26 protein-coding genes are annotated in these 22,462 nt (G+C 73.6%); 14 read left to right on the forward strand and 12 right to left on the reverse strand.

Going from position 1 to position 22,462, the window contains the following annotated elements; translation table 11 throughout:
- The first annotated feature begins 53 nt into the window (after positions 1-53).
- Complete coding sequence (locus tag ACWGUG_RS11060) at positions 54-611, forward strand: phosphorylase family protein (protein WP_336394741.1); 558 nt, start codon at positions 54-56, stop codon at positions 609-611.
- Positions 612-666: 55 nt separating this feature from the next.
- On the opposite strand, the gene ACWGUG_RS11065 is transcribed toward ACWGUG_RS11060, so the two are convergent.
- The 3 genes from ACWGUG_RS11065 to ACWGUG_RS11075 form a co-directional block, all read right to left on the reverse strand.
- Positions 667-1,518: a GDSL-type esterase/lipase family protein gene (locus ACWGUG_RS11065; RefSeq protein WP_452324688.1), complete on the reverse strand. Its 852-nt coding sequence runs from the start codon at positions 1,516-1,518 to the stop codon at positions 667-669.
- A gap of 179 nt (positions 1,519-1,697) precedes the next feature.
- The gene (locus tag ACWGUG_RS11070) at positions 1,698-4,724 is read right to left on the reverse strand and encodes an AAA family ATPase (protein WP_452324689.1); all 3,027 of its coding nucleotides are present in this window, start codon (positions 4,722-4,724) and stop codon (positions 1,698-1,700) included.
- Entirely contained in the window at positions 4,721-5,869 is a 1,149-nt protein-coding gene (locus ACWGUG_RS11075) for an exonuclease SbcCD subunit D (protein ID WP_336394738.1), read from the reverse strand. Before ACWGUG_RS11075 ends, ACWGUG_RS11070 begins: the two co-directional genes overlap by 4 nt.
- A 109-nt stretch (positions 5,870-5,978) precedes the next feature.
- Between ACWGUG_RS11075 and ACWGUG_RS11080 the strand changes: the two genes are divergently transcribed.
- The 4 genes from ACWGUG_RS11080 (at position 5,979) to ACWGUG_RS11095 (ending at position 8,139) form a co-directional block, all read left to right on the forward strand.
- On the forward strand, positions 5,979-6,452 hold the full coding sequence (locus ACWGUG_RS11080) for an 8-oxo-dGTP diphosphatase (protein WP_452324690.1): 474 nt from the start codon (positions 5,979-5,981) through the stop codon (positions 6,450-6,452).
- A gap of 52 nt (positions 6,453-6,504) precedes the next feature.
- Positions 6,505-7,065, forward strand: coding sequence for a hypothetical protein (locus ACWGUG_RS11085; RefSeq protein WP_336394736.1), 561 nt, complete (start codon positions 6,505-6,507; stop codon positions 7,063-7,065).
- 3 nt (positions 7,066-7,068) lie between these two features.
- Complete coding sequence (locus ACWGUG_RS11090; RefSeq protein ID WP_336394735.1) at positions 7,069-7,800, forward strand: alpha/beta fold hydrolase; 732 nt, start codon at positions 7,069-7,071, stop codon at positions 7,798-7,800.
- 111 nt (positions 7,801-7,911) lie between these two features.
- Complete coding sequence (locus ACWGUG_RS11095) at positions 7,912-8,139, forward strand: hypothetical protein (RefSeq protein ID WP_336394734.1); 228 nt, start codon at positions 7,912-7,914, stop codon at positions 8,137-8,139.
- A 45-nt stretch (positions 8,140-8,184) separates the two neighbouring features.
- On the opposite strand, the gene ACWGUG_RS11100 is transcribed toward ACWGUG_RS11095, so the two are convergent.
- The 4 genes from ACWGUG_RS11100 to ACWGUG_RS11115 form a co-directional block, all read right to left on the reverse strand.
- Positions 8,185-8,619: a DUF1622 domain-containing protein gene (locus ACWGUG_RS11100; protein ID WP_452324778.1), complete on the reverse strand. Its 435-nt coding sequence runs from the start codon at positions 8,617-8,619 to the stop codon at positions 8,185-8,187.
- A gap of 56 nt (positions 8,620-8,675) precedes the next feature.
- Positions 8,676-9,422, reverse strand: coding sequence for a hypothetical protein (locus ACWGUG_RS11105; RefSeq protein WP_452324691.1), 747 nt, complete (start codon positions 9,420-9,422; stop codon positions 8,676-8,678).
- A 1-nt stretch (position 9,423) separates the two neighbouring features.
- On the reverse strand, positions 9,424-9,660 hold the full coding sequence (locus ACWGUG_RS11110; RefSeq protein ID WP_452324692.1) for a hypothetical protein: 237 nt from the start codon (positions 9,658-9,660) through the stop codon (positions 9,424-9,426).
- Positions 9,661-9,748: 88 nt separating this feature from the next.
- Positions 9,749-10,042 (reverse strand): GNAT family N-acetyltransferase, encoded by a 294-nt coding sequence (locus ACWGUG_RS11115; protein WP_336394731.1) that lies wholly within the window; start codon positions 10,040-10,042, stop codon positions 9,749-9,751.
- Between the two features lie 550 nt (positions 10,043-10,592).
- On the opposite strand from ACWGUG_RS11115, the gene ACWGUG_RS11120 reads away from it, so the two are divergent.
- From ACWGUG_RS11120 to ACWGUG_RS11130, 3 genes are all read left to right on the forward strand, one after another.
- A complete protein-coding gene (locus ACWGUG_RS11120; RefSeq protein ID WP_336394730.1) occupies positions 10,593-11,330 on the forward strand; it encodes a winged helix-turn-helix domain-containing protein in 738 nt (245 codons plus the stop codon).
- 47 nt (positions 11,331-11,377) lie between these two features.
- Complete coding sequence (locus tag ACWGUG_RS11125; protein ID WP_378883650.1) at positions 11,378-12,385, forward strand: DNA-3-methyladenine glycosylase family protein; 1,008 nt, start codon at positions 11,378-11,380, stop codon at positions 12,383-12,385.
- Positions 12,386-12,522: 137 nt separating this feature from the next.
- On the forward strand, positions 12,523-12,939 hold the full coding sequence (locus tag ACWGUG_RS11130) for a VOC family protein (protein ID WP_336395054.1): 417 nt from the start codon (positions 12,523-12,525) through the stop codon (positions 12,937-12,939).
- A gap of 18 nt (positions 12,940-12,957) precedes the next feature.
- Here the strand turns inward: ACWGUG_RS11130 and ACWGUG_RS11135 are convergent, their stop codons facing one another.
- Positions 12,958-13,875, reverse strand: coding sequence for an aldo/keto reductase (locus ACWGUG_RS11135; RefSeq protein ID WP_452324693.1), 918 nt, complete (start codon positions 13,873-13,875; stop codon positions 12,958-12,960).
- 90 nt (positions 13,876-13,965) lie between these two features.
- On the opposite strand from ACWGUG_RS11135, the gene ACWGUG_RS11140 reads away from it, so the two are divergent.
- From ACWGUG_RS11140 to ACWGUG_RS11150, 3 genes are all read left to right on the forward strand, one after another.
- A complete protein-coding gene (locus tag ACWGUG_RS11140; protein WP_336394727.1) occupies positions 13,966-14,190 on the forward strand; it encodes a hypothetical protein in 225 nt (74 codons plus the stop codon).
- Between the two features lie 69 nt (positions 14,191-14,259).
- A complete protein-coding gene (locus ACWGUG_RS11145) occupies positions 14,260-14,445 on the forward strand; it encodes a DUF1918 domain-containing protein (RefSeq protein WP_336394726.1) in 186 nt (61 codons plus the stop codon).
- A gap of 81 nt (positions 14,446-14,526) precedes the next feature.
- Complete coding sequence (locus tag ACWGUG_RS11150) at positions 14,527-15,315, forward strand: siderophore-interacting protein (protein WP_452324694.1); 789 nt, start codon at positions 14,527-14,529, stop codon at positions 15,313-15,315.
- A gap of 9 nt (positions 15,316-15,324) precedes the next feature.
- Here ACWGUG_RS11150 and ACWGUG_RS11155 read toward each other — a convergent pair whose 3' ends face one another.
- Both ACWGUG_RS11155 and sigJ read right to left on the reverse strand, forming a co-directional pair.
- The gene (locus tag ACWGUG_RS11155; protein WP_452324695.1) at positions 15,325-17,466 is read right to left on the reverse strand and encodes an alpha/beta fold hydrolase; all 2,142 of its coding nucleotides are present in this window, start codon (positions 17,464-17,466) and stop codon (positions 15,325-15,327) included.
- A 33-nt stretch (positions 17,467-17,499) separates the two neighbouring features.
- Positions 17,500-18,378 (reverse strand): RNA polymerase sigma factor SigJ, encoded by an 879-nt coding sequence (sigJ, locus tag ACWGUG_RS11160; protein ID WP_452324696.1) that lies wholly within the window; start codon positions 18,376-18,378, stop codon positions 17,500-17,502.
- Between the two features lie 109 nt (positions 18,379-18,487).
- On the opposite strand from sigJ, the gene ACWGUG_RS11165 reads away from it, so the two are divergent.
- On the forward strand, positions 18,488-19,246 hold the full coding sequence (locus tag ACWGUG_RS11165; RefSeq protein WP_452324697.1) for an SDR family oxidoreductase: 759 nt from the start codon (positions 18,488-18,490) through the stop codon (positions 19,244-19,246).
- 134 nt (positions 19,247-19,380) lie between these two features.
- Positions 19,381-20,127, forward strand: coding sequence for an SDR family oxidoreductase (locus ACWGUG_RS11170; RefSeq protein WP_452324698.1), 747 nt, complete (start codon positions 19,381-19,383; stop codon positions 20,125-20,127).
- A gap of 14 nt (positions 20,128-20,141) precedes the next feature.
- Here ACWGUG_RS11170 and ACWGUG_RS11175 read toward each other — a convergent pair whose 3' ends face one another.
- A complete protein-coding gene (locus ACWGUG_RS11175) occupies positions 20,142-20,975 on the reverse strand; it encodes an aldo/keto reductase (RefSeq protein ID WP_452324699.1) in 834 nt (277 codons plus the stop codon).
- A 52-nt stretch (positions 20,976-21,027) separates the two neighbouring features.
- The gene (locus ACWGUG_RS11180; RefSeq protein ID WP_336394719.1) at positions 21,028-21,219 is read right to left on the reverse strand and encodes a hypothetical protein; all 192 of its coding nucleotides are present in this window, start codon (positions 21,217-21,219) and stop codon (positions 21,028-21,030) included.
- Positions 21,220-21,424: 205 nt separating this feature from the next.
- On the opposite strand from ACWGUG_RS11180, the gene ACWGUG_RS11185 reads away from it, so the two are divergent.
- Positions 21,425-22,462: an agmatine deiminase family protein gene (locus tag ACWGUG_RS11185; RefSeq protein ID WP_452324700.1), complete on the forward strand. Its 1,038-nt coding sequence runs from the start codon at positions 21,425-21,427 to the stop codon at positions 22,460-22,462.

Consider the following 22,462-nt stretch of genomic DNA (forward strand, 5'->3'; position numbering starts at 1 on the left):
ATCGGGTCGGTCCCCGCGGGCGTGCAGGACGGGAAGCGGGAGATGATGGAGGGGTGAGACTCCTCGTCGCCGCCCTTTCCTCCGAACTCGTCGCGTTCCCCGACGACCTCCCCGGATTCCACCGGCTCGTCACCGGTCCCGGCAAGCTCCAGGCGACCTACGCCCTGACGCGCGCGCTCGATGCGACGGCCTATGACGAGGTCGTGGTGGTCGGCACCGCGGGCGCCATCGACGCGCGGCTCGAGGCATCCGTCTACGAGATCGCCGCGGCGCTGCAGCACGACGTCACCGACATCGACGGGATCGTCGGCCAGCACGTGTCGCTGCCTTCGCTGGTGGAGCTGGGCGCCGAGGGCGTCACCATCGCGACCGGCGATCACTTCGTGGACGACGCTGAGGCCGTCGAGGTGATCCGCCCGCTGGGCGCGGGCCTGGTGGACATGGAGACGTACGCGTACATCTGGGTGGCGCAGCGGTTCGAGGTGCCGATCCGCGTGCTGAAGGCGGTGTCCGACCGCGCCCAGGACGGCGCCATCACCGACTGGCACGCCGCGGTCGCCGCGTGCAGTCACCAGCTCCGTGAGCGCATCCGCGCCGACTACGGCGTCTGAGCCGCCCTGCACGCGGCATCAGACGCCGAGTCGGAGCCGTCGATCAACGACGGACTCAGGGGACCATCCACTGCGTCTTCGGCCAGGTGATCGCAGCGAGATTCGCCTGGCCCGACAGGGACGGGTGGAAGTAGTCGCGCGTGGAGAGGTCGGACCGGGCGAACGCGTAGTCCGCCACGGCGAATCCGTCGAACCGGCACTTCGCCGTCGCCGCGCACGCGTCCGAGAGCGCCTGGTTGTATTCGTTCACCCGCTGCTGCACCGCCGCTCGGCGCTGCACGTCGGCGGCCGCGGTGCTGGACGGGTTGGCCAGCATCGATCGGCACGTCTGCAGCAGGCCCCACGCGAGCCGTGCCGAGAGGCTCGATCTGTTGAGCTCGTACAGCCGCTGCAGGCTGGGAATGCTCGCGACGAAGATCTCCGGCGACCCAGGGCTCGCCGCCAAGGTGGTCAGCGCCGCGGTGACGTTCGCCGCGAAGGCGGCCGTGGGCGTCATCGCGCCGACCGTCCGGGTGCACGCGTCGTTCGCGCCGACGTCGATGGTCACGTACTGCACCGTCTGGGTGGCGGCCGCGTGGGCCTGGGCCGGGAGCGACGCGGAGGCGGCCCCGGAGGTCGAGAGGTTGTACGCGGCGAGCCCGGTCGCGCCGAGCGCGCGAAGCCGGAGGAAGTGGGAGTTCACCGTTGTGCTGGAGCCGGTCGACCAGCTGTTCGCGGGGCACGACGTGAGGCTCGAGCACGTCATCGCGGCCTGCGAGATCGAGTCGCCCAGCGCCGCCATGCGGACGATCGGGGCGGTGGCGGGCGCGGCGCCGGCGGCGGGGGCCGAGACGAGCGTGCCGGCGAGCAGGAGCGCGGATGCCGCGAACGCGGCGACGGCGCGGCGCGCCCGGGTGCTGGAACGCATGATTCCTCCGTACGTCGACGTGACGGATGGGTGCGGCACGGCGCCGCGGCGGGATGCCGGCGGGTCGAACCGGATCGCGGATTCCCCCAGGAATCCGACGGCGTCGGGTCACTGCCGCGAACGATACTCCTCGGCCCGGGTCTGCGACAGGGCGAAGCGGACGCCCCCTGCCCGAGCCGTCAGGCGGACGCGACCGCGTCCTGCGTGATGACGCTCGGCCCTTCCGGCGTCGCCTCGACCGCGAGCTGTGCGGGCAACTGCTCCTTCATCGCGGCGACGTGGCTGATGACGCCGACCGTGCGACCGCCCTGGCGCAGCTCATCGAGGGTGCGCATGGCGAGATCCAGGGTCTCCTCGTCGAGCGACCCGAACCCCTCGTCGACGAAGAGCGTGTCGAGACGGATGCCGCCGGCACGCGCCGTCACCACCTCGGCGAGCCCCAGCGCGAGAGCGAGGGAGGCCAGGAACGTCTCGCCGCCGGAGAGGGACTGGGCGGGACGCGCCTGCCCCGTGTAGGCGTCCATGACCTCCAGGCCGAGGCCCGACGCCGCACCTCTGGCCGCGCGGGCGTCGGTGTGCTGCAGGCGGTAGCGCCCGGAGGACATGTCGGCGAGGCGCACGTTGGCGGCGGTGACGATCTCTTCCAGCTCGGCGGCGAGGACGAACGTCTCGAGGTCCATCTTCATCGTGTTGGGTGCCCGACCGGCGACCGTGTCGGCCAGCCGCGTGACGGCCTCCGCATCGGCGGCCTTCGCGGCGATCCCCGCGTACGAGTCGTCGATCTGCAGCGCGAGGTCCCGCAGCGCCTCGACGAGCGCATGAGCATCGCGTTCGGCACGCAGCGCCGCCGTGCGCGCCGCGTCCGCGGCGTCCAGCGCGGCCTTCGAGCCGACGGTGTCGGCAGGCCCCTCGGGGGCGCCCGCGAGCTCCAGCTCGAGGTCGAGCAGCCGGGCGCGGGTCGCCGCGAGCTGCGCGTCGTGCGTCGCGATGCGCTCCGCCAGCGCTTCGGCCTCGCGCGGCTCCAGCAGTGCCCGCCTCGCCTCCTCGGCGTCGGCGAACGCGGAGGCGCCGATCCTGTCGTCGGCATCGGCGAGGCTCTCCGCCGCCGACGCGGCCGCGCGGGCGGCCTCGGCACGCGCGTCGTGCGCGCGCCGGGCGGCATCCCGGACTCTCTTCGCCTCGGCGACGCGGTCGGCCACGCTGACGTGGTCGCCGCGGGCGTCGTCGACGGCCCGCCGGGTGGCCTCGACCGTCGCGGCGAGCGCGGCCGCGCGCGTCCGGGCGGCCGCGAGCAGGTCGGCCAGCGCGGCACGGGATGCCTCGGCCTCGGCGTCCAGTGCCGCCAGCTGGGCGTGCTGCGTCATCACCTCGTCGCGGCGCTGCACCGCGCGCTCGGCCGCGGCCAGCTCATCGGCCGCCTTGTGGAGCGCATCGCGCAGCATCTGGACGCCCTCGCCGCCGGCGCGGGCCGCAGCGTCGCCGTGGCGCTCGCGCGCGGTGCGCGCGGCCTCCGACGCGGACCGCTCGCGTGCGAGCGCCGCGTCGCGCTCACGCTCGGCCTCGGCGACCATCTCGTCGGTGACGGGCTCGTCGGCGGGACCGGCCGGTGCCGGGTGGGAGGTCGCCCCGCACACGGCGCACGGCTCCCCGTCGACGAGGACCGCCGCGAGCTCGCCGGCGTAGCCGTCCAGGCGGCTCTGCAGCAGCGCGGCGACGCGCGCGGCAGCCGCCGCGGCCGCGGCGGCCTGGTCGCGGTGCGCCGCCTCGCTGTCGCGCCGGACGACGGCGAGGCGCTCGGCCTCCTCCGCGGCGGCCAGGCGCTGCACCAGCTCGTCGTGGCGGGTGCGGGCGGGATCACGGCGAGCGGCGCGCTCGCGCAGCGGCTCGAGCTCGCTCTCGAGCCGCGCGAGTTCCGCCGGCACCTGGGCCCGCTGCGCGTCGAGCGCGGCGACGTCGCCCTCGAGCCGCGACGTCTCGGCCTCGGCGGCCGCCAGCTGCGCCTGCTCGTCGGCGAGCGCGGTCTCGTGCGCCAGCGCCGCCGTCCATACGGCGAGCTCGCCGGTGACGCGCTCGACGACGGCCTCGAGGTCGGCCGCGGCGTCCTCGCCGACGCGCTCGGCGATGCGCAGCCACGCCGTGTCGGCCTCGGCCGCCGCCGCCGCGGTCGCCGCGGCGGTGCGCTCGGCCCGCTCTGCGGCCTCGAGCGGCGCGCGGAGCGACTCGGCCGACCGGGCACGATCGAGCCGGTCGCGGTCGGACGCGATCCGGCTGCCGTCGGCCTCCAGCGTCGCCAGCCGCTCGCGTGCACGCGCCAGCTCGGCCTGCGCCTTCGACAGCGCGACGAGCTCCGCGTGCGCGGCCTCGGCCGCCGAGCGCGCGGCGTCGGCGGCCGTCCGCTCGTGGGTGAGCGTGTCGAGGCGGTACGCCGCACGCTGCCGGCCGAGCTCGACGGCGTCGCGGCGGGCGCCGAGGTCCGGCGTCGCGGCGACGTCAGGGCCGGCATCGGCGCCCTCGGTGTGCTCGGGGTCGTCGGCCTGCGCCGCGATGAGCCGCTCGGCCTGGGCGAGCAGCGTCCGCGCCCGCTCGGCGAGCGCATCGACCTCGCGCTGCGCGGCCTTGCTGCGTTCCCCGAGCTCGCGGGCGTACTCCTCGTAGCGGCGCGAGCCGAAGAGCGCGCGCAGCAGCGACTGCCGCTCCGCGCCGGACGCGAGGAGGAAGCGCGAGAACCGGTTCTGGGCGAGCAGGATGACCTGCTGGAACTGCTGAGCGCTGAGCCCGAGCACCTCGTCCAGCAGCAGGCCGACGTCGCGCGGCCTGGCCGCCCGGCCGATCCAGGTGCCGTCCACGAGCTCCTCGAGCTCTGCCCGGGTCGGCTCCGCCGTGAGGCCGCCGCCCCGGCGCGACGGCCGCTGGTACTCGGGGGCGCGGGTGACGCGCCACCGCCGCTCTCCGACGGTGAACTCGAGCCGCACCTCGGTGGGGTCGTCGGGCTCGCAGTGGTCGCTGCGCAGCCGCTTGTCGCCGGACTCGTAGCGCGGCACGCTCCCGTACAGGGCGAAGCAGACGCCGTCGAGGATGCTCGACTTGCCGGCCCCCGTGCGCCCCGCGATGAGGAAGATGCCGTCACGATCGAACGCGTCGAAGTCGACGCTCTGACGCTCGCGGAACGGCCCGAACCCGGTGAGCTCGAGGCGATGCAGCCTCATGCGCCGGCCTCCACCCGCGTGCGCTCCTCGAGGAGGTCCCTCACGAGGTCGGCCTCGCGCGCGGACGCCCCCTCGCCCTCGCGCACGTGCGCGAGGAACGCGTCGACGAGTTCGGCGTCGTTGCGTGCGGCGCGCACCCGCTGCGCATACGTGCGGACCTCGCCGGGCCGGGGCGCCGCGGGGGCGTGCCGGACCTCGGCGCAGAAGGGGAAGCGCGCGAGCAGGCGGCGCATGGGGTCGCGCTGCGGGAGGGCGTCGGTGTACTCGGCACGGACCCAGTGGCCGGCGTGCGCTGCGAACCGCTCGTCGGCGAGGAGCTCGTCGAGTGTGGCGCTGACGGTCGCGAGGGCCCGCGGCACCGGGAGGGGGAGCCACTGGACGTCGGCGAGTCCGTCGGCGTCGAGCTCGACGAGCCAGCACCCGCGGGGCTTGTCGCCCTCGTCGAAGCTGTAGTGCAGCGGCGCGCCGGCGTAGCGCACGCCGCGCGCGAGCTGCTGGCGACCGTGGATGTGACCGAGCGCCATGTAGTCGACACCGTCGAAGGCCGACAGCGGGACCACGTCGAGACCGCCCTGCTGGATGTCGCGCTCCAGGTGGGGCGTCGGCGCGACCCCCGCCGCGAAGCAGTGTGCGACGGCGACCGACCGGCCGCCCCGGCCGCGGGCATCGGCGCGCACCAGGTCCATCGCGCGGGTGACCACGTCGGCCTGGGTGCGCACCCCCGGCCATACGGTGCGCAGGAGCACGGGCTCGAGGTAGGGGATGCCGTAGATGTGGACGGGGCCGTGCTCGTCGCTCACCGTCACCGGCGTGCCGACGGCGGCCGGATCGGTGACGACGTGGATGCCGTCGCGCAGCAGCGCCGACTGGAACCCCAGCCGAGCGGCGGAGTCGTGGTTGCCGCTGGTGACGACGACCGTCGCTCCCGCGTCCGCGATCGCGCGCAGCGTGTCGGTCAGAAGGGTGTAGGCCGGGGCGGCGGGTGCGGCCGAGTCGAACACGTCCCCCGCGACGATCACGGCGTCGACGGCATGCTCGCGCACCTGCCCGACCAGCGCTTCGAGCACGCCGCGCAGCGCGTCGAGCGTCGAGTGGCCGTGGAACGACCGCCCGATGTGCCAGTCCGAGGTGTGCAGGATGCGCATGCCCACACGGTACGTTCGCCTGCCGACATCGCCGGTGAGGCAGGCCGGGCATCCGGGGATCGCGCGGGCCTGCACGGTCCGCGGCGGGCGCCGGGCGTACCCTCGACGCATGTCCTTGCCCGAGGTCTGCGTCGTCTATCTGCTGCGGCGCGGGCCTGGGGGCACGGAGGTGCTGCTCGGCGACAAGCGGACCGGTCTCGGCCAGGGGAAGGTCGTCGGGATCGGCGGCAAGCTCGACCACGGAGAATCGGCCGAGGAGGCCGCGGTCCGCGAGGTCGAGGAGGAGATCGGCGTGCGGATCGAGGCATCCGCTCTGCATCTCGCGGGCACGATCGACTACCACTTCCCCACGCTGCCCGCCTGGTCGCAGCGGTCCACGGTCTTCGTGTGCCGCAGGTTCCAGGGCGTGCCCGTCGAGACGGCGGAGATCACGCCTCGCTGGTACGCGCTGGACGCGGTGCCGTACCCGCGGATGTGGGACGACGCCTCGCGATGGCTGCCCGGCGTGCTGCGCGGCGGCACCGTCGACGCCCGCTTCACGTTCGGGTCCGATCTGTCCACCGTCGTGCTCACCGCGGTGTGAACACGCGAGCGGCGCACTCCCGCTCCGGGGTCGCGACGTCTTATCGTTGAGCATGGCGCTGACCGCAGACACCGCTCCACGATCGACCGTCGTGGCACTCGTCGGCGCGGACAGCGACGAGCTGCTGACCGGCTTGGCCGACGTGCCGGCCCTGGTCGCGCTGTCGCTGCGCGAGGCCGAGCCGGCCGTCGCGGCGCACCTCGTCGCGTCGGTGTCGATGCCCTACGTCGTGCACGACGCGGATCCCCTCGAGCACGTGGCATCGGCGTGGGTCGAGCTCTACGAGGAGCGCTCGACGCTCGGGTCGCTCGAGACGGAGGTGGGGGCGCTGCTCGACCTCTTCGCCTCCGGCGAGGCGGTCATGCCGGACTACTACGTGGTCGCCGGCCCCGAGGCGATCGAGGGGACGTGGCGGCACTGGTGGCTGGGCGCGCTCGCGCATCGTGCCCCGTCGCGGGTGCTGCCGGTCGAGGCATCGGGGGCGGCCCTGCGGGCGCGGCTGCGCAGCCTGCCCGCGTCACGGCCGTGGCCCGATCCGTCGGCATGGCTCCCCCGCGTCCAGTTCGACATCCCCGATCGGGTGGGACTGCGGGACCAGAGCGGCGCCGCCTGATCGATGGCGACAGTGGAGGAGTTCGCCTACGCCGGCGCGTCGATCGTCGCCGAGCGGCGTGGCAGCGGCACGCCGCTGTACGTCCTGGTGCACGGGATCGGAATGGGGCGCAGCGTCTTCGACGATCTGGCACACCACCTCCGGGACGGCGAGGTGATCATGCTCGACCTGCCGGGGTACGGGGAGGCTCCCGAGCCCCGCCGCGTGCTCACCATCGAGCGCACCGCCGACCTGGTCGCGGCGTATCTGCGCGCGCGGGTGGGCCGGCCCGCGGTCGTCATCGGCCACTCGATGGGAGCCCAGATCGCGCTCGAGGTCGCAGTCCGGCACCCCCGCGTGGCCGAGCGCATCGTCCTGGTGGGACCGACCGTCGACCCCGCGGCCCGCAGCGCCCCGCGCCAGCTCTGGCGCCTGCTGCGCGACATCGCGATCGAGAGCCCGCGGGTGATCGCGCGTGGCGCGCGCGAGTACGTGCGCGCCGGACCGCACCTGCGCGCGAAGTTCCGCGCCATGCTCGTGCATCGCCCGGAGGACGTCCTCGCCCGCGCCGGCGTGCCGGCGCTGGTGCTGCGCGGCGAGCACGACCTCGTCGCTCCGCCGCAGTGGTGCCGGAGGATCGCCGACACCCTCCCCGACGGCCGGCTGCGCGAGGTGCCCGGGCACGGTCACGAGACGATGATCCGGGATGCCTCCTCCGCCGCCCGCCTCATCCGCGAGTTCGCCCGGGAGGGGTGATCCGCAGTGGCGGGACTGCCTGGTGGCGGTGGATTCCTGCCATGTGCGGCCGACCCGGCAATGTCCGACCCCCGGCGTAGGTTCACTCTGTCGGAACCAACGGAGGAAACCATGTTCGCTGTCTATGCCGCCGAGCACCAATACCGTCACGACACCTGGGCGCGGGAACGCGACCGCGCGCTGCTCGCCTCGATCCGTGAGCGGACCTCCGCGCGGGCGCCGCACCCCGCGACGCGGGCCGTCGTGCCCGCGCCGGCCCGCGCGCAGCGCGCGCCGTGGGCACGCCCGATCGGCCTGCACAACGGCGCCGAGTGCACCCCTGCGTGCGCACCCGCCTGATCATCCGCGGCCGGCCGCGCGTGTCAGCCGTGTGAGCGGCCGCGCTCAGCGCGGGCCTGGCTCGGGCGCGGCGGTGCCGGCGGCCTGGCTCGCAGCGCGGTCCCGCGCGACGGCGTCGCCGACGACCTGACCGCCGCTGCGGAGGATCGCGCGACGCCAGGGCAGGGTGCCCTCGATCTCGATCTGGATGGAGATCGACAGGATCGTCCGGATGAGGACGATGAGACCCAGGATCGCCGCCTCCTCGAGCGAGGGCTTGGACGTGATCGTGCGGATGAGATCCGCGGCGACCAGCACCTCGAGCCCGAGGAGGATGGCGCCGCCCAGGGTCGTCCGCAGCACGGTGAACGCGGTGCGCCCGCCCTCGTGCCGGCCGAGGGACCTCATGCTCAGCACGAGCGCGATGACGAAGCCGACGATCATCGCGCCGGCCCCGATCGCCTCGAAGCCGACGGCGACGACGGTGAACACGTCCTCCATGGGCACGCGCTCAGCCTAGGGCCGAGCGGTCCGTCGCCGCCGCCGGATCGCGGAACTCAGCGCGAGTCTTCGCGCCCCGATTGGGCGGGGGTGTCCGCATCGCCGGTGGACACCTGCCGCGCCAGCTCCTCGACGTCGTGCTCGGGCAGGTCGATGCCGGACTGCGTGAGCCGCTGCCGCAGCACCTCCGCGATGCGCTCGAGCGGCTCGGCACCGACGTCGGAGCGCGTCTGCGCGACGATCCCGGAGACCTTGTCGACGTCGGAGGCGTTGTTCTGCGCCATCGCGGGCAGCCGCTGCTCCTGCTCCGCACCGAGCGCTCCCGGCGTGCGCTGGGCCTCGCTGACCGTGAGCGTGTCACGGCCGCCGTCGTGGCCGTGATGATCCCCGCCGTCGATGACGCCGATGCCGACCGCCTCATGACTCGGCTCGCCGCTCAGCGCGCCATCCGACGGCACGGTCGCGGCTGCGCCCTGCGCCGGCTCGGCGGGCGCCGCGGTGGCCGCTGCCTGCTCGGCCGACCCCGCGTCGGCTGCATCCGCACGGCCGGTGTCGCCGCTCTGATCCGGCGCACTCGTCGGGGGCGGGGGCGCCGCGGCGCCCGCGCCGCCCTGCTCGGGCGCCTCGGTCCAGGTGCCGGCGGGCTTGGAGTCGGGGGCGGGCTCGCCCAGGGCGGGCGGCGCCTCCGGCTGCTCGTCACGCGTCGGCTCGTGGGGCGCCGGGGTCCCTTCCGCCCCCGCGGCGTCGCCGCGATCGGGCTGGTTCACACCGGGCTGCTCGTACTCATTGCCTGTCGTGCTCATCTCAGGGCTCCTCTCCACGCTGTGCATCGGATGCGAGATCGGGGTCGGCGCCCTGGCGGGCCGCCTCGCCCTCGACGGGATCGTCCGGCGCGAGGGCGGCGTCCGTCAGCAGGTCGCCCTCAGAAACTGCGGCGCTGCGCTCCCGCGACTCGACGTCGTCCACCTGATCCCAGCCGCCTTGCCGGTCCGCGTCGATGACGCCTTCGGGAAGGTCCTGATCCGACCGATCGCGCTCCATGTCGCGCTCCTCTCGTCCTTCCCCAGCATCCCCCGCCCGCCTCGGGGCGTCATGGGGTTGACAAGATGGGCGGGCGTCGGGACGCGCGTCAGGAGCGGGACTGCAGCATCCCGCGGTGCGCCGGGTTCTCCTCGAACCAGTCGGCGACGTACCAGCAGACGGGCACGATCTTCCGGTCGCCCGTCTGCTCGAGCTCCTGCACGGCCCGGCCGACGAGCTCGCCGGCATAGCCGTGGCCCCGGAACGTCGGCACGGTGTAGGCGCGTGTCATGGCCACCGTGCGTCCGTCGTCGCGGTAGTCCAGCACGCTGACCAGATCCTCGCCCCGGTGCAGCGTGTAGCGCGAGGAGTCGGTCTCTTTGGTGAAGCGGAGCTCGGTCACCCGCACAGGCTACGCCCGCGGGCTCGGGCGGGGCGGCTGACCGGGCGATATCGCGGCATTCCTTGAGCAGGCGTCCTGCCGGCCTTCAGGGACGGCGCCGCCCGGGAGCCTGCCCGGCGCTCGCGTCAGACTGAGCAATCTGTCACATTCCTTCATGATCGAGCCTCGACATCCGTGCGATTTGACGTTTTCCGACAAACTCCGTCATAATCGGCCACATGACTGACAACGCGCTGTATCTGTCCGCCCGGGAGGCGAACAGGACTGCCGGCATGATGATGGCCGGCCGCGTTGTCATGTGTTGTCGAATGTGCCACTAGCACGGTGACCCCCGTCGGACTCCTCCTCCGCTTCTGAAAACGGATCGCACGGAGTCCCCCGAAGCACCGGTTTCGTGCGTCGATCACGCGCACCCGGATCCGCTTCGCACATCGCCCAGCGTCGGGCAACAGGCCATCACCCGGCCGACGGCCCTCGCCTCCGACGACATGGGCCGCAGCACACACCAACCCGGCTCCGCCCCCGGGTTCCTCCCGCAAGGACCATCATCATGTCGAACACCGCTCTCCTCGACCGCCCCGCCACCGCTCCCGTCCGCCACCTCCGCGCCGTCGACCGCCCGGTCGGCGTCCAGCCGCCCGCGCCGGAGCCGGCCCAGCCAGCCGCGCGTGCCCTGCCCGCCGGCACCGCGCCCCGCGGCTTCGCCCTCTACGTCGGAATCGACGAAGCGAAGGCCGCTGCGTCGGGAGTGAGCCTCGGCGTGCTCGTCGACGCACTGCGACGCACCCTGGCCGACCTCGCGCCTTCCGCCGAGACGTACGCCACCGTGGCCCTCGCGCCCGTCGGCTCCGGCGGCCGCGACGTGGACGTCGTGCGGCTGGCCCTGCACGAGCCGTCCGCCGTGGCGCGCACGAAGCAGGACGAGCCCGAGGACGAGGAGATCGCCGCCGGCGGCGTCGTCGTCGACATCTCGCGCAAGCGCGTGCTCATCGACGGCGAGTCGGCCGCGTTCACCTTCAAGGAGTTCGAGCTGCTGCAGTACCTCGTGCTCCGCGAGGGCCGCACCATCGAGCGCACCGAGCTCGTCACCTCGCTCTGGCAGGGGACCTCCGACGACGACGCCCCGGGCGAGCGCACGATCGACGTGCACGTGCGCCGCCTCCGCGCGAAGCTCGGGCGCTACGAGGACATCGTGCGCACCGTCCGCGGGGTGGGCTACCGCTTCGACCGTCACGCAGACGTCGTCATCCGCTACGGTCACGGCACGCCTTCGCCCGACCGCTTCTGAATCGCGCTCCGACAGCGTGTCGGAGGCGGGGGCGTAGGGTGGGCGGCATGGCCACGTCGCTCTCGCGCACTCCCCGGACGAGGGATGCCGGGCGCTCCGCGACGCGCGCCGAGCCTCGCGATCCGCGCCCCGATCACGGGCGGCCGCTCGAGACGGAGTACCGCCCCCGTCAGCCTCTCGACTTGCGTCGCACAGTGCTCTTCCAGCGGCGCGGGGCTGCTGACCCGACGATGACGGTCTCCGGCGCCGTCATCTGGCGGGCGAGCCGGACTCCGGCCGGCGTCGCGACCCTCGCGATCCGCGAGACCCACCCCGGCGTCGTCCGAGGAGCGGCGTGGGGCCCCGGCCGGGAGTGGGCGCTTGCTCAGCTGCCGGCGCTGTGCGGCGCCGACGACGACCTCACCGGCTTCGACGCGGCGCGGCATCCGCTGATCGCCGGCGCCCACCACCGCAACCCGGGCCTGCGGCTCTCCCGCACGGGGCTCGTCTTCGACGCGCTGGCCGGCGCGATCTTCGAGCAGAAGGTGACCGGCATGCAGGCGTTCGGCGCGTGGCGCCGCATCGTGACGTGGTGCGGCGAGCGCGCGCCCGGGCCGACGCCTATGCCGATGTTCGCACCCCCCACCATCGACGGCTGGCAGCACGTCCCGTCCTGGGTCTGGCACCGCGCGGGGCTCGAGCCGCCGCAGTCGAAGACCGTGGTGCGCGCCGCCCGCCGCGGCGATGCGCTCGTGCGCGCCGTGCTGAGCGCAGAGGATGGCGAGGCCGTCGACCGTGTGCTCCTCAGCCAGGCCGGGATCGGCCCGTGGACCTCCGCCGAGACGCGCATCCGGGCGCTCGGCGACCCCGATGCCGTGAGCGTCGGCGACTTCCACGTCGCGCACGAGGTCGGCTACGCGCTGACCGGGCACCGCGTCGACGATGACGGGATGCTGCAGCTGCTGGCCGCCTGGCCTGGCCACCGCCAGCGCGTGATCCGCCTCATCGGCGCGAGCGGCGTGCGCGAACCGCGACGCGGTCCGCGGCTGCACCCGGAGGACCACCGCGACCGCTGACCGACGCAGGACGGCGTCGGCCCGGCACGCAGGCGCATCGCCCGGAGACCCTCTTGCCGATGTCGGAGGCCCGGACGACACTGGGACGCGCCACGCGGCCGGGCGCGGCATCCACCATCCGTCTTCAGGAGTTCGACATGCCCAGCCTCAACCCGTATCTCTCGTTCAAGAACCAGGCCCGCGAGGCGATGACGTTCTATCAGAGCGTCTTCGGGGGCGAGCTCGACATCTCGACCTTCGGTCAGTTCGAGGGCATGGTGCAGGACCCGGCAGAGGCCGACCTGGTCATGCATTCCCAGCTCACCACCCCGGACGGCTTCGTGCTCATGGCCGCCGACACCCCGACCGGCATGACGTGGCAGCAGCCGGCCGGCGTGTCGGTGTCGGTGAGCGGCGACGATGAGGCGCCGCTGCAGGGCTTCTGGGACAAGCTGGCCGACGGGGGCACCGTGACGATGCCGTTCGACACGCCGCCGTGGGGCGGGCGGTTCGGCATGCTCACCGACCGCTTCGGGATCGACTGGATGGTGGCGGTCAACGCTCCTCAGCAGTGAGCGCCCGCCGCCGTCGCGTCAGGCGTATTCGCTGTCGTCGACCGGTGACGGAGCCGGCCCGAGCGCGTCCAGCTCGGTCCACACCTCGTCGGGGATCGGCGTGGCGGCGAGCTCGTCGAGCTGCGCGAGCCGGCGAGCCGACGAGATGCCGACGATCGTCGAGTCGACCAGCGGCGAGCGCAGCGAGAAGTGCAGCGCGACCGCGGGAAGAGCCACGCCGTGCGCCGCGCACACCTGCTCGAGGCGGGCCACCCAGTCCTGCAGAGCAGGCGGTGCAGGGCGGTAGCCGTACATCGCCCCCTCCCGGGCGCCGGTCGCGAGGATCCCGGCGCCGAACGGCGCCGCGTTGAACACCGTCATGCCTCGCTCCCGCGCGTCGGCGAACACCGGTGCGGCCGACTGGTCCACGACCGTGAACCGGTTGTGGATCAGCACCGCGTCGAAGACCCCGGTGCCCACGTAGCGGGCCATCATGGGGGCGGGCCCCGCGGCGACGCCGATCGCGTCGACGCGACCGGACTCCCGCAGCTCGATGAGGCCCTCCACGGCCCCGCCGCGTGCCATCGCCTCGTCGAAGGTCACGGTGTACGGGTCGTGCAGGTGCAGGAGCGGCAGGCGGTCCACGCCCAGGCGCGCCGTCGTCTCGTCGAACGACCGCAGCACCCGCTCGCGATCGAAGGCTCCCGTCTCGAGATCGCAGTCGACCTTGGAGATGACCCGGGTGGCGGCATCCGGGCCGGTCCGCGCGATGGCGAGCCCGAGCACCGCCTCGCTCCGGCCTCCGGCGTAGTTGTTGGACGTGTCGACGAAGGCGTGCGTGCCTGCGAAGAGCTGCTCGGCGAACGCGACGGCGGCCTCCTCTTCGGGCGAGCCGGGCGCGGTGTCGCGTCCGAGGCCCGAGGTGCCGAGGGTGAGCGGGCTGACGTTGAGGGTCATGGCATCCGTTCCGTGTGGGGGCGTTCTGTCCAACCTACCGAGGCGCGATCGGCGTGGGCCGCAGGCCCGGCCGCGCTCTAGGCTTTCGGCATGGCGACGACGCGCAAGGGCTGGACCCGCGGACACTCCGGATGGGCGCTCGGCACCGCCCTCATGTTCACCCTCGGGATCATGTTCGGGCTGATCTGGGGGAACGTGCTGCTGGGCGTCCTGCTTGCCGCGGCCGTGTCGATCGGGTGGCTGATGGCCTACGAGTCGTGGCGGGGTCGCAGCGTCGGTCTGGAGGATCGCGACGACGACGGGGCGCGCCTCTGACCGGACGCAGCGTCGGCTCTACCCCTCGCTGCCCGCCCGTCGTATCGTGTGCGCCAGGAGGTGGTCCGCATGCAAGCGAGCGTCGGGGACCGCGTGGTCATCCATGGCCGCGTCGTCGGAGCGGTGGAGCGCGCCGGCGAGGTGATAGAGGTGCGAGGCAGCCAGGAGAACCCGCTGCTGGTGGTTCGCTACGACGACGGGCACGAGGCGATCCTGTCGCCCGGCAGCGACTGCGAAATCCGTCACGTGTCCTGATCGGGCGCGCGAGCACCGCCGGCCGCTGGGGCGCACCCTATCAACACCGAGCCTGAGCACAGTCAGGCTAGCCTCACCTGCATGGACAACCGAACTTCGTTCAGGCTCGAGCCCACCGGACTCGAGCTGCGCTTCCGCCGCGCCACGTTGGCTGCCCGCGAATGGCTCACGCCCTCGTACGTGCGCGTCCGGCTGCAGGGCCCGGAGCTGACGGGCTTCCGGTCGCTCGGCGCCGACGACCACCTCCGCCTCTTCTTCCCCGAGGGCGCCCCGGAGACCGTCGAGGATCTTCGCGCCGCGTCGAACCGGGAGTACACGCCGCTCGCGTGGGGCGAGGACTGGCTCGAGATCGAGTTCGCCATCCACGGCGACCCCGCCGACGGGACCGCGGGGGTCGCCGCGGCGTGGGCGGCGACCGCCCCCGTGGGTGCCGTCGCCGGTGTCGGCGGCCCGCGAGGCTCGAAGGTGCTGACCGGCCGTCCCGACGCGTGGCTCCTCGCCGGCGACGAGACCGCCGTGCCCGCGATGCGCCGCTTCGCTCAGGCGATGGACGCCGACGCCGTCGGCAGCATCCACGTGGAGGTGACGGATGCCGCGCACGCGCTGCCCATCGATGCTCCGGCCGGCGTCCGCGTCGAGCAGGTGCACCGCGGCACCGGTCCCGCCGGCGTCGCTCTCGCCGCCCGGCTCGACGCGCTGACGGCCGAGGACCGGCCGACGGGGTCGGTGTTCGGCTTCGTCGCGGCGGAGCAGTCGATCGTCAAGCCCGGGCGCGCGCTGCTGCTGGACCGGTGGAGCCTCGCGCCGGAGCAGATGATCGTGAAGGGCTACTGGAAGCGCGCCGAGATGGAGTACCACGCCCCGCACTGACCCGGCGGGCTACCCCAGGAGCTCGGGCCGCTGGAACTCCTCGCCCCGCAGCTGCTCGGCGAGGAACGCGAACACCGTCTCGTACCAGATCACGGCGTGCTGCGGCTTCAGGACCCAGTGGTTCTCGTCGGGGAAGTACAGGAAGCGGTGCGGCATGCGGCCGTCCTCGTCCGCGTGGTGCTCGGCCAGGTCGGACCACAGGCGCAGGCTCTCGCCGAGCGGCACGCGGTAGTCCTTGTCTCCGTGGACGACCAGGAGGGGTGTGCGGATGTCGCGCACGAACCGGTGCGGCGAGTTCTGCTCCATCGCCTCGCTCGTGAAGATCCGCTGCCAGTACTCGGAGTTGTCGGTCGTGCCGGCGAACTGGTCGAGCGCCCACAGGCTCGCGTGCGTGACGATCGCCCGGAAGCGGTCGGTGTGGCCGGCCACCCAGTTCGCCATGTAGCCCCCGAAGGAACCGCCCATCGCGGCGGTGCGGGTCTGGTCGATGTCGTCGCGGGACTCCACCGCCGCCGTGATCGACAGCAGGTCGGTGTAGGGCTTGCCGCCCCAGCTGTTCCAGCCGCGCGCGATGAAGTCCAGGCCGTAACCCGTCGACAGCGCCGGATCGGGCAGCAGCACGGCGTAGCCGCGGGCGACGGCGAGCAGCGGCGCCCAGCGCCAGCTCCACGCGTTCCAGCTGTTGAGCGGGCCGCCGTGGATCCACAGCAGCAGTGGCGCCGGGGCATCCGCGGACGCGCCGTCGGGCAGCAGCAGCCAGCCTCGCACGCGCGCGCCGTCCTCGGCCGTGGTCTCGACCTCGGTGATCGACCCGGGTGCGACGGGCGCCGCGGCCGGTGTCGCGAGGGGGGTCACGTCGCCGTCCCGCGCGATGCGCACGGGGTGGGGCGGCACCACCCACGACGAGCGAAGGGCGACGAGGTCGCCGGTGCGGCCGTCGACGGCGACGTTCGAGTACGCGAAGTCGTCGGCGGTGAGCTTCTGGGCCGAGCCGCCGTCGAGAGGGAGACGCCACACCGGTCCGCGGCCGTCGTCATCGGCGGTCGCGATGAGGGCGGCGTCGCCGGCGTCGAAGGCCAGCGACGAAGCCCAGCGATCCCAGTCGGCGACCACGCGACGGGCGCCGGCGCCGTCGATGCCTGCGGTCCAGACCTCGTAGTCGGTGGGGGCGTCGGGCGTCGACTTCACCGTGCGGAGGTACGCGATCCGGCTGCCGTCATGGCTCACCGCGGGCATCTCGTAGTCGACGCCGATCTCGTCGAACAGCGTGCGCCGCTCCCCCGTCGCCGTGTCGATCGCCACGATGACGCGGCGTCCCGCCCGCTGCTCGCGGTGCTCGAGCGAGACGATCAGCGTGGCGCCGTCCGGGGTGAGCGCGGCCTCCGCGTGGTCGGCGGAGCGGCCCGGCCGCGGCGTGAGATCGCGCGGGCGGGGCAGCGTGGCGGGGTAGGGCGTGCCGGCGGAGCTCGCCGGGGCAGCCCTGCCGTCGCCGGCCGCGGCATCCGCCTGCTCCTCCTCCTCGGCGGCGGACTCGGCCACCGCGGCGGCGATCGTGTCTTCGAGGGCGCCCGTGTCGACGGCGAGCAGGTGCGGTTCGGCGGGTCCGAGATCGTGGTCCCAGAAGCGCACCGGGTACGCGTCGTGCAGGATCGCCGAGACCTTCTTCTCCTTGCGCCGGGCGCGCAGCGCCGCCTCGCTCTCGAGCGTGTCCCCGCCCGGCAGGAGCGATGCCGAGAGGACGACCACGTCGGACGCCTCGGCCGTCGCCGCGATGCCGTCGACGCCGCCCGCGAGCCGCGTGACCGGCCGGCCTTCGCCACCCGCGGCCGGAAGCAGCCACAGCTGACCCGACTCGTCGTCGGCGTCGCCTTCGGAGTCGGGCCGCGCCGACACGAAGAGGATGTCGCCGCTCGCGGTGAACGCGGCGCCCGCCTCGCCCTTGGCAGATCTGGTCAGCCTGCGGGGCGTTCCTCCGCCCGTCGCGGGCACCGCCCACAGGGCCCGCTCGTAGCCGGTGCCGTCCTTCTTCAGCGCGGCCACCGTGAGCACGGCGGTCGCGCCGTCGGGCGAGAGAGCGATGCCCTCGACCCTCGGCAGTGCGATGTAGTCGGTCAGCGAAGCGAACGCAGTGGAGCCGGTGGGGGTCGCCATGCCCTCCACGCTAACCGAGGGCCGGCCGCCGCCTCACGACCACTGCGTGAGCTTGTCGGGGTTGCGCATGATGTAGACGTCCGTGATGCGGCCGGCGCGCACCCGGAGCGTGAAGTGTGCGCTCGGCTCGTCGCGGAGCGTCGCCAGGAATCCGAGGCCGTCGGGCGTCTGGACCGCGTGGAGGACGGCGTCCGGCTCGAGACGCGGCAGCCCGAGGAGGAACCGCGCCACGCGATCGGCGCTTGCGACGGGCCGCAGCGCCGCCGAGGCGCGCCCGCCGCCGTCGGAGCGCAGCACCACGCCGGGATCGAGCACCGAGACGAGCGCGTCGAGGTCGCCGGTGGTGGTCGCGGCGGCGAAGGCCCGCGCGACGGCATCGTGCTCCGCGCGCGAGGCGTCTCCGGCGCGCCGCTCCTGCACCCTCCGCCGTGCGTGCAGGGCCAGCCGGCGGACCGCGGCGCTGCTCCTGCCGAGCGTCGCGGCGATCTCGTCGAACGGCACGCCGAAGACGTCGTGCAGCACGAACGCCACCCGCTCGGCGGGCGTGAGGGACTCGAGGACGACCAGCAGCGCCAGTGAGACCGAGTCGTCGAGCGCGACGCGGTCGGCCGGATCGACGGGAACGGATGCCGCGACCGGCGAGTCCTCCGGCACCGGCTCGGGAAGCCACTCCCCCACGTAGCGCTCACGCCGGGCGCGCGCCGACCCCAGCATGTCGAGGCAGACGCGGCCCGCGACGCGCGTCAGCCACGCTCCGGGGTTGCGGATCGCGGCGCGCTCCTCCGCGGGCAGCCGCAGCCAGCGGACGTACGCCTCCTGCACCGCGTCCTCGGCGTCGGCGACCGTGCCCAGCATCCGGTAGCACACGGCGAGCAGGTTCCCCCGCTCGCCGTCGACGTCGATGGGCGGCATCCGTCCTCCTCACGCGGGTCTGCGGCGCGACATGTCACATTCTGTCGTGCTGCGTCGTCGAAGAGGCGAGAGGTTCCCGTCGACCGCGCGGGACGAGAGGAGACATGTCATGAGGATCGCAGTCGCCGGAGGCACCGGGACCGTGGGCGTCCACGTCGTCGACGCGCTGAGGAGCGACGGCCACGAGCCCGTCGTGCTCAGCCGCAGCAGGGGGACGGATCTCACCACCGGCTCGGGGCTCACCGCCGCGCTCGAGGGGGTCGAGGCGATCGTGGACGTCGCGAACGTGTCCGCGCTGTCGGCCGAGGCGGCGACCCGGTTCTTCCACGCCGCCACCGGCAGCCTTCTCGACGCGGCGCAGCGGCTGGGCATCGCACGGCTGGTCGTGCTGTCGATCGTCGGGATCGAGCGCATGCCGCACGACTACTACGCCGGCAAGCTGGCGCAGGAGCGGCTGGTCGAAGCGGGGGACGTGCCCTGGACGATCCTGCGCGCCACGCAGTTCCACGAGTTCGCCGCGCAGCTGTACGACCGCGCGACGCTGGGCCCGCTTCATGTGGCCCCGCGGGCGCGGGTGCAGCCGATCGCCGCCCGGGAGGTGGGAGCCCGCCTGGCGCAGCTCGCGACCGGCCCTGCGCGCGGCCGCGTGGCCGACTTCGCCGGGCCGCGGGAGGAGCGACTCGACCAGATGGTGAAGGCCTATGCCCGCCGGGCCGGACATCGAGGATGGGTCCCCTCGGTCTCCCTCCCCGGGGCGCAGATGAAGGCCATGCGGGCGGGCCTCGGCCTGCCGGGCCCAGGAGCGGACCGCGGCACCCTGAGCTTCGCCGACTGGCTCGAGGACTCGGCCGACCTCGCGCGCCGCTGACACGGCGTCGCGGCGTCACGACGTCGCCGCGGCTGCGGCGCGGCGGGCTCGGGGCGGCGGGCTCGGGGCCTCGCGGCATCGGCCGCCGTCGGTCACGATGGGGAGTCCAGACGACCCGCACCCGAGGGGGATCCGTGAGACTCGCGATTGCCGGCGGCACCGGCATGACCGGCGCGCACATCGCCTCGGTCGCGCGCGAGCGGGGTCACCGGGTCGTCGCGCTGTCACGCAGTGCCGGGATCGAGCTGCTGAGCGGCGCGGGGCTCGGTCCGGCCCTCGAAGGGGTGGACGCGGTGATCGACGTCACGAACGTGGTGACGGCGAGGCCGGACGTCTCGGTGATGTTCTTCGCGGGGGTGACGAAGACCCTGCTCTCGGCGGAGCGCGCGGCCGGCGTGCCGCATCACCTCGCGCTGACGATCGTGGGGGCCGAGGCGGCGCCGGACGGCTACTACGCCGGAAAGCTCGCGCAGGAACGGCTCGTCTCGCGCGGCGCGGTGCCGTGGACGATCCTGCGCACGACGCAGTTCCACGAGTACGCGGCGATGATGTTCCACCGCACGCACGCCGGCGCCCACGTCGCCCCGACCGGACGCGTGCAGCCGATCGCGGTGCGCGAGGTGGCGCGACACCTCGTCGACCTCGCCGAGCACGATCCCGCAGGTCGAGCCACCGACCTCGGCGGTCCTCGCGAGGAGAGCCTGGCCGACATGGTGCACCGGTACGCGCACGCGATCGGCTACCGCGGCCCGCTGCCCGAGCTGCACACCCCCGGCGCCCTGGGGCGCGCGCTCCGCTCCGGTGCGCTGCTCCCCGGCCCCGACGCGCTGCACGGCACACAGACGTACACCGAGTGGCTGGACGCCCTTCCTGACGCCTGAGAGGGTGAGCCGGCTTACATCTCCTCGTGCGTGAGGGGGTCGCCGTCCCACAGCCGACCGCGCTCCAGACCGCTGATCGCGGCGAGCTGGTCGTCGGTGAGGGCGAAGTCGAAGATGTCGGCGTTCTCCCGCTGCCGGTCGGGGTCGACCGACTTCGGGATGGGCGTGCTGCCGATCTGCGTGTGCCACCGCAGGACCACCTGCGTGGGCGTCACGTCGTGCACGGTGGCCAGCTCCTGCACCAGCTGCTCGGTGAGCAGCTCACTGCGACGCGCGAGCGGGCTCCAGCTCTCGGTGCGGATGCCGTGCGTGGCGTGGAAGGCGCGCAGCGCCTCCTGCGGGAAGTACGGATGCAGCTCCACCTGGTTCACGGCGGGGACGACCCCCGTCTCCTCGATGAGCTCGGTGAGCATCTCCTCCGTGAAGTTCGAGACGCCGATCGAGCGCACCAGCCCCTGCGTGCGGGCGTCGATCAGGCCCCGCCACGTGTCGACGTACCGGCCGACGCTCGGGTTCGGCCAGTGGATGAGATGCAGGTCGATGCGGTCCAGCCCCAGGGCGTCCAGCGACCCCTTGATGCTGTCGACGGCCTCCTGCCGCCCGTGGTGCCGGCCGGGGATCTTCGACGCGACGAGGATCTTGTCGCGCGCGACGCCGCTGCGGCGGACCGCCTCGCCGACCTCGCGCTCGTTCTCGTAGTTGACCGCGGTGTCCAGCAGCCGGTAGCCGGCTTCGATCGCGGCGACCATGGCCGTGATCCCCTCCTCGCCCCGCAGGTTGTAGGTGCCGAGGCCGAGTTCGGGGAACCAGGCTCCGTCGTTCAGGATCACGGTGGGGATCGCGCTCATGCTTCCATCCTGGCGTGGATCCCGCACGGCGGGGCGGCCGGGCCGGGTGTCGTCACGGGAGCTGATCCGTGCCGATCTCCCCCTCGCGCGCTGCGCGCTCGTCGGCTTCCGCGCTGTCGACCTGGTCGTCGTCGATGTCGGAGTCCAGCGGGCGATCGTCGTCGTCCGGGCGCAGCAGCGGATCGAGGATGGTGTCGTCGTCGCGGTCGTCGTCCATGGGACCGTCATAGGGCTGGCTGGTCATGGTGCCCTCCTTCCACTGCCCCGACCGTACGACCGGGTCGCCCTGCGGTTGGAGGGGCTTGCGCCGCGGCATCCGCTCGCGGTAGCGGGCCGGGCGACGACCCTCGTGGTGCCGGCGGCTCGCGCATGGATATCTTCTCTAGTGATCACTGGACGCTCACGGATGCCGCGCTGCGGCGATCGCCGACACGAAGGGACCCGCGACGATGGCGTGGAGGATGCCGCACGAGGGCGATCCGCACGAGCGCACCTGGATGGCCTTCCCGAACGAGGGCCCCACCCTGGGCGACGATCCCGCCGAGCAGGAGCGCTTCTACGCGGCATGGAGCGACGTGGCCAACGCCGTCGCCGGCTTCGAGCCGGTCACGATGCTCGCCGATCCCTCCAAGGCCGAGCGCGCGCGGCGCATGCTGGACTCCGCGATCGAGGTCGTCGAGACCCCGGTCGACGAGTTCTGGTTCCGCGACCACGGCCCCACCTTCGTCGTCGACGACGAGCGCCCGGGCGTGCTCGGAGCGGTGGACTGGGTGTTCAACGGGTGGGGAGCCCCGGCGTGGGCGTCGTGGGCGAGGGCCGCCGAGCACGCCCGCTTCACGGCCGAGCTGGTGGGGGCCGACCTCGTCAGTTCGCTGCTGGTGAACGAGGGCGGCGGCATCCACGTCGACGGCGAGGGCACCGTGCTCGTCACCGAGACCGTGCAGCTGGACCCTCGCCGCAACCCCTTCGCCGACAAGGCCCGCGTCGAGGCGGAGCTTCACCGCACCATCGGCGCCACGACGGTGGTGTGGCTCCCCCGCGGCCTCACCCGCGACTATGACGCGTTCGGCACGAACGGGCACGTCGACATCGTGGCCACGATCCCGACGCCCGGCCGCGTGCTCCTGCATGTGCAGCAGAACCCCGAGCACCCGGACTTCGGGGTGTCGCGCGAGCTGCACGCGTTCCTGTCGGAGCAGACGGATGCCGCCGGCCGCACATTCGAGATCATCGACCTGCCCGCCCCCGCGACCCTCCGCGACGACGAGGGCTTCGTCGACTACAGCTACGTCAACCACCTCGTCGTCAACGGGGGTGTGATCGCCTGCGGCTTCGGCGAGGAGCGCGCCGACGCCCAGGCGCGCGAGATCCTCGGGGCGGCGTATCCCGGTCGGCGCGTCGTGACGGTCGACGCCCGCCAGATCTTCGCCGGCGGTGGCGGCATCCACTGCATCACCCAGCAGCAGCCGAAGGTCGTGGCCCCATGA

It is taken from the genome of Microbacterium sp. NPDC055455 (genome assembly GCF_053619935.1).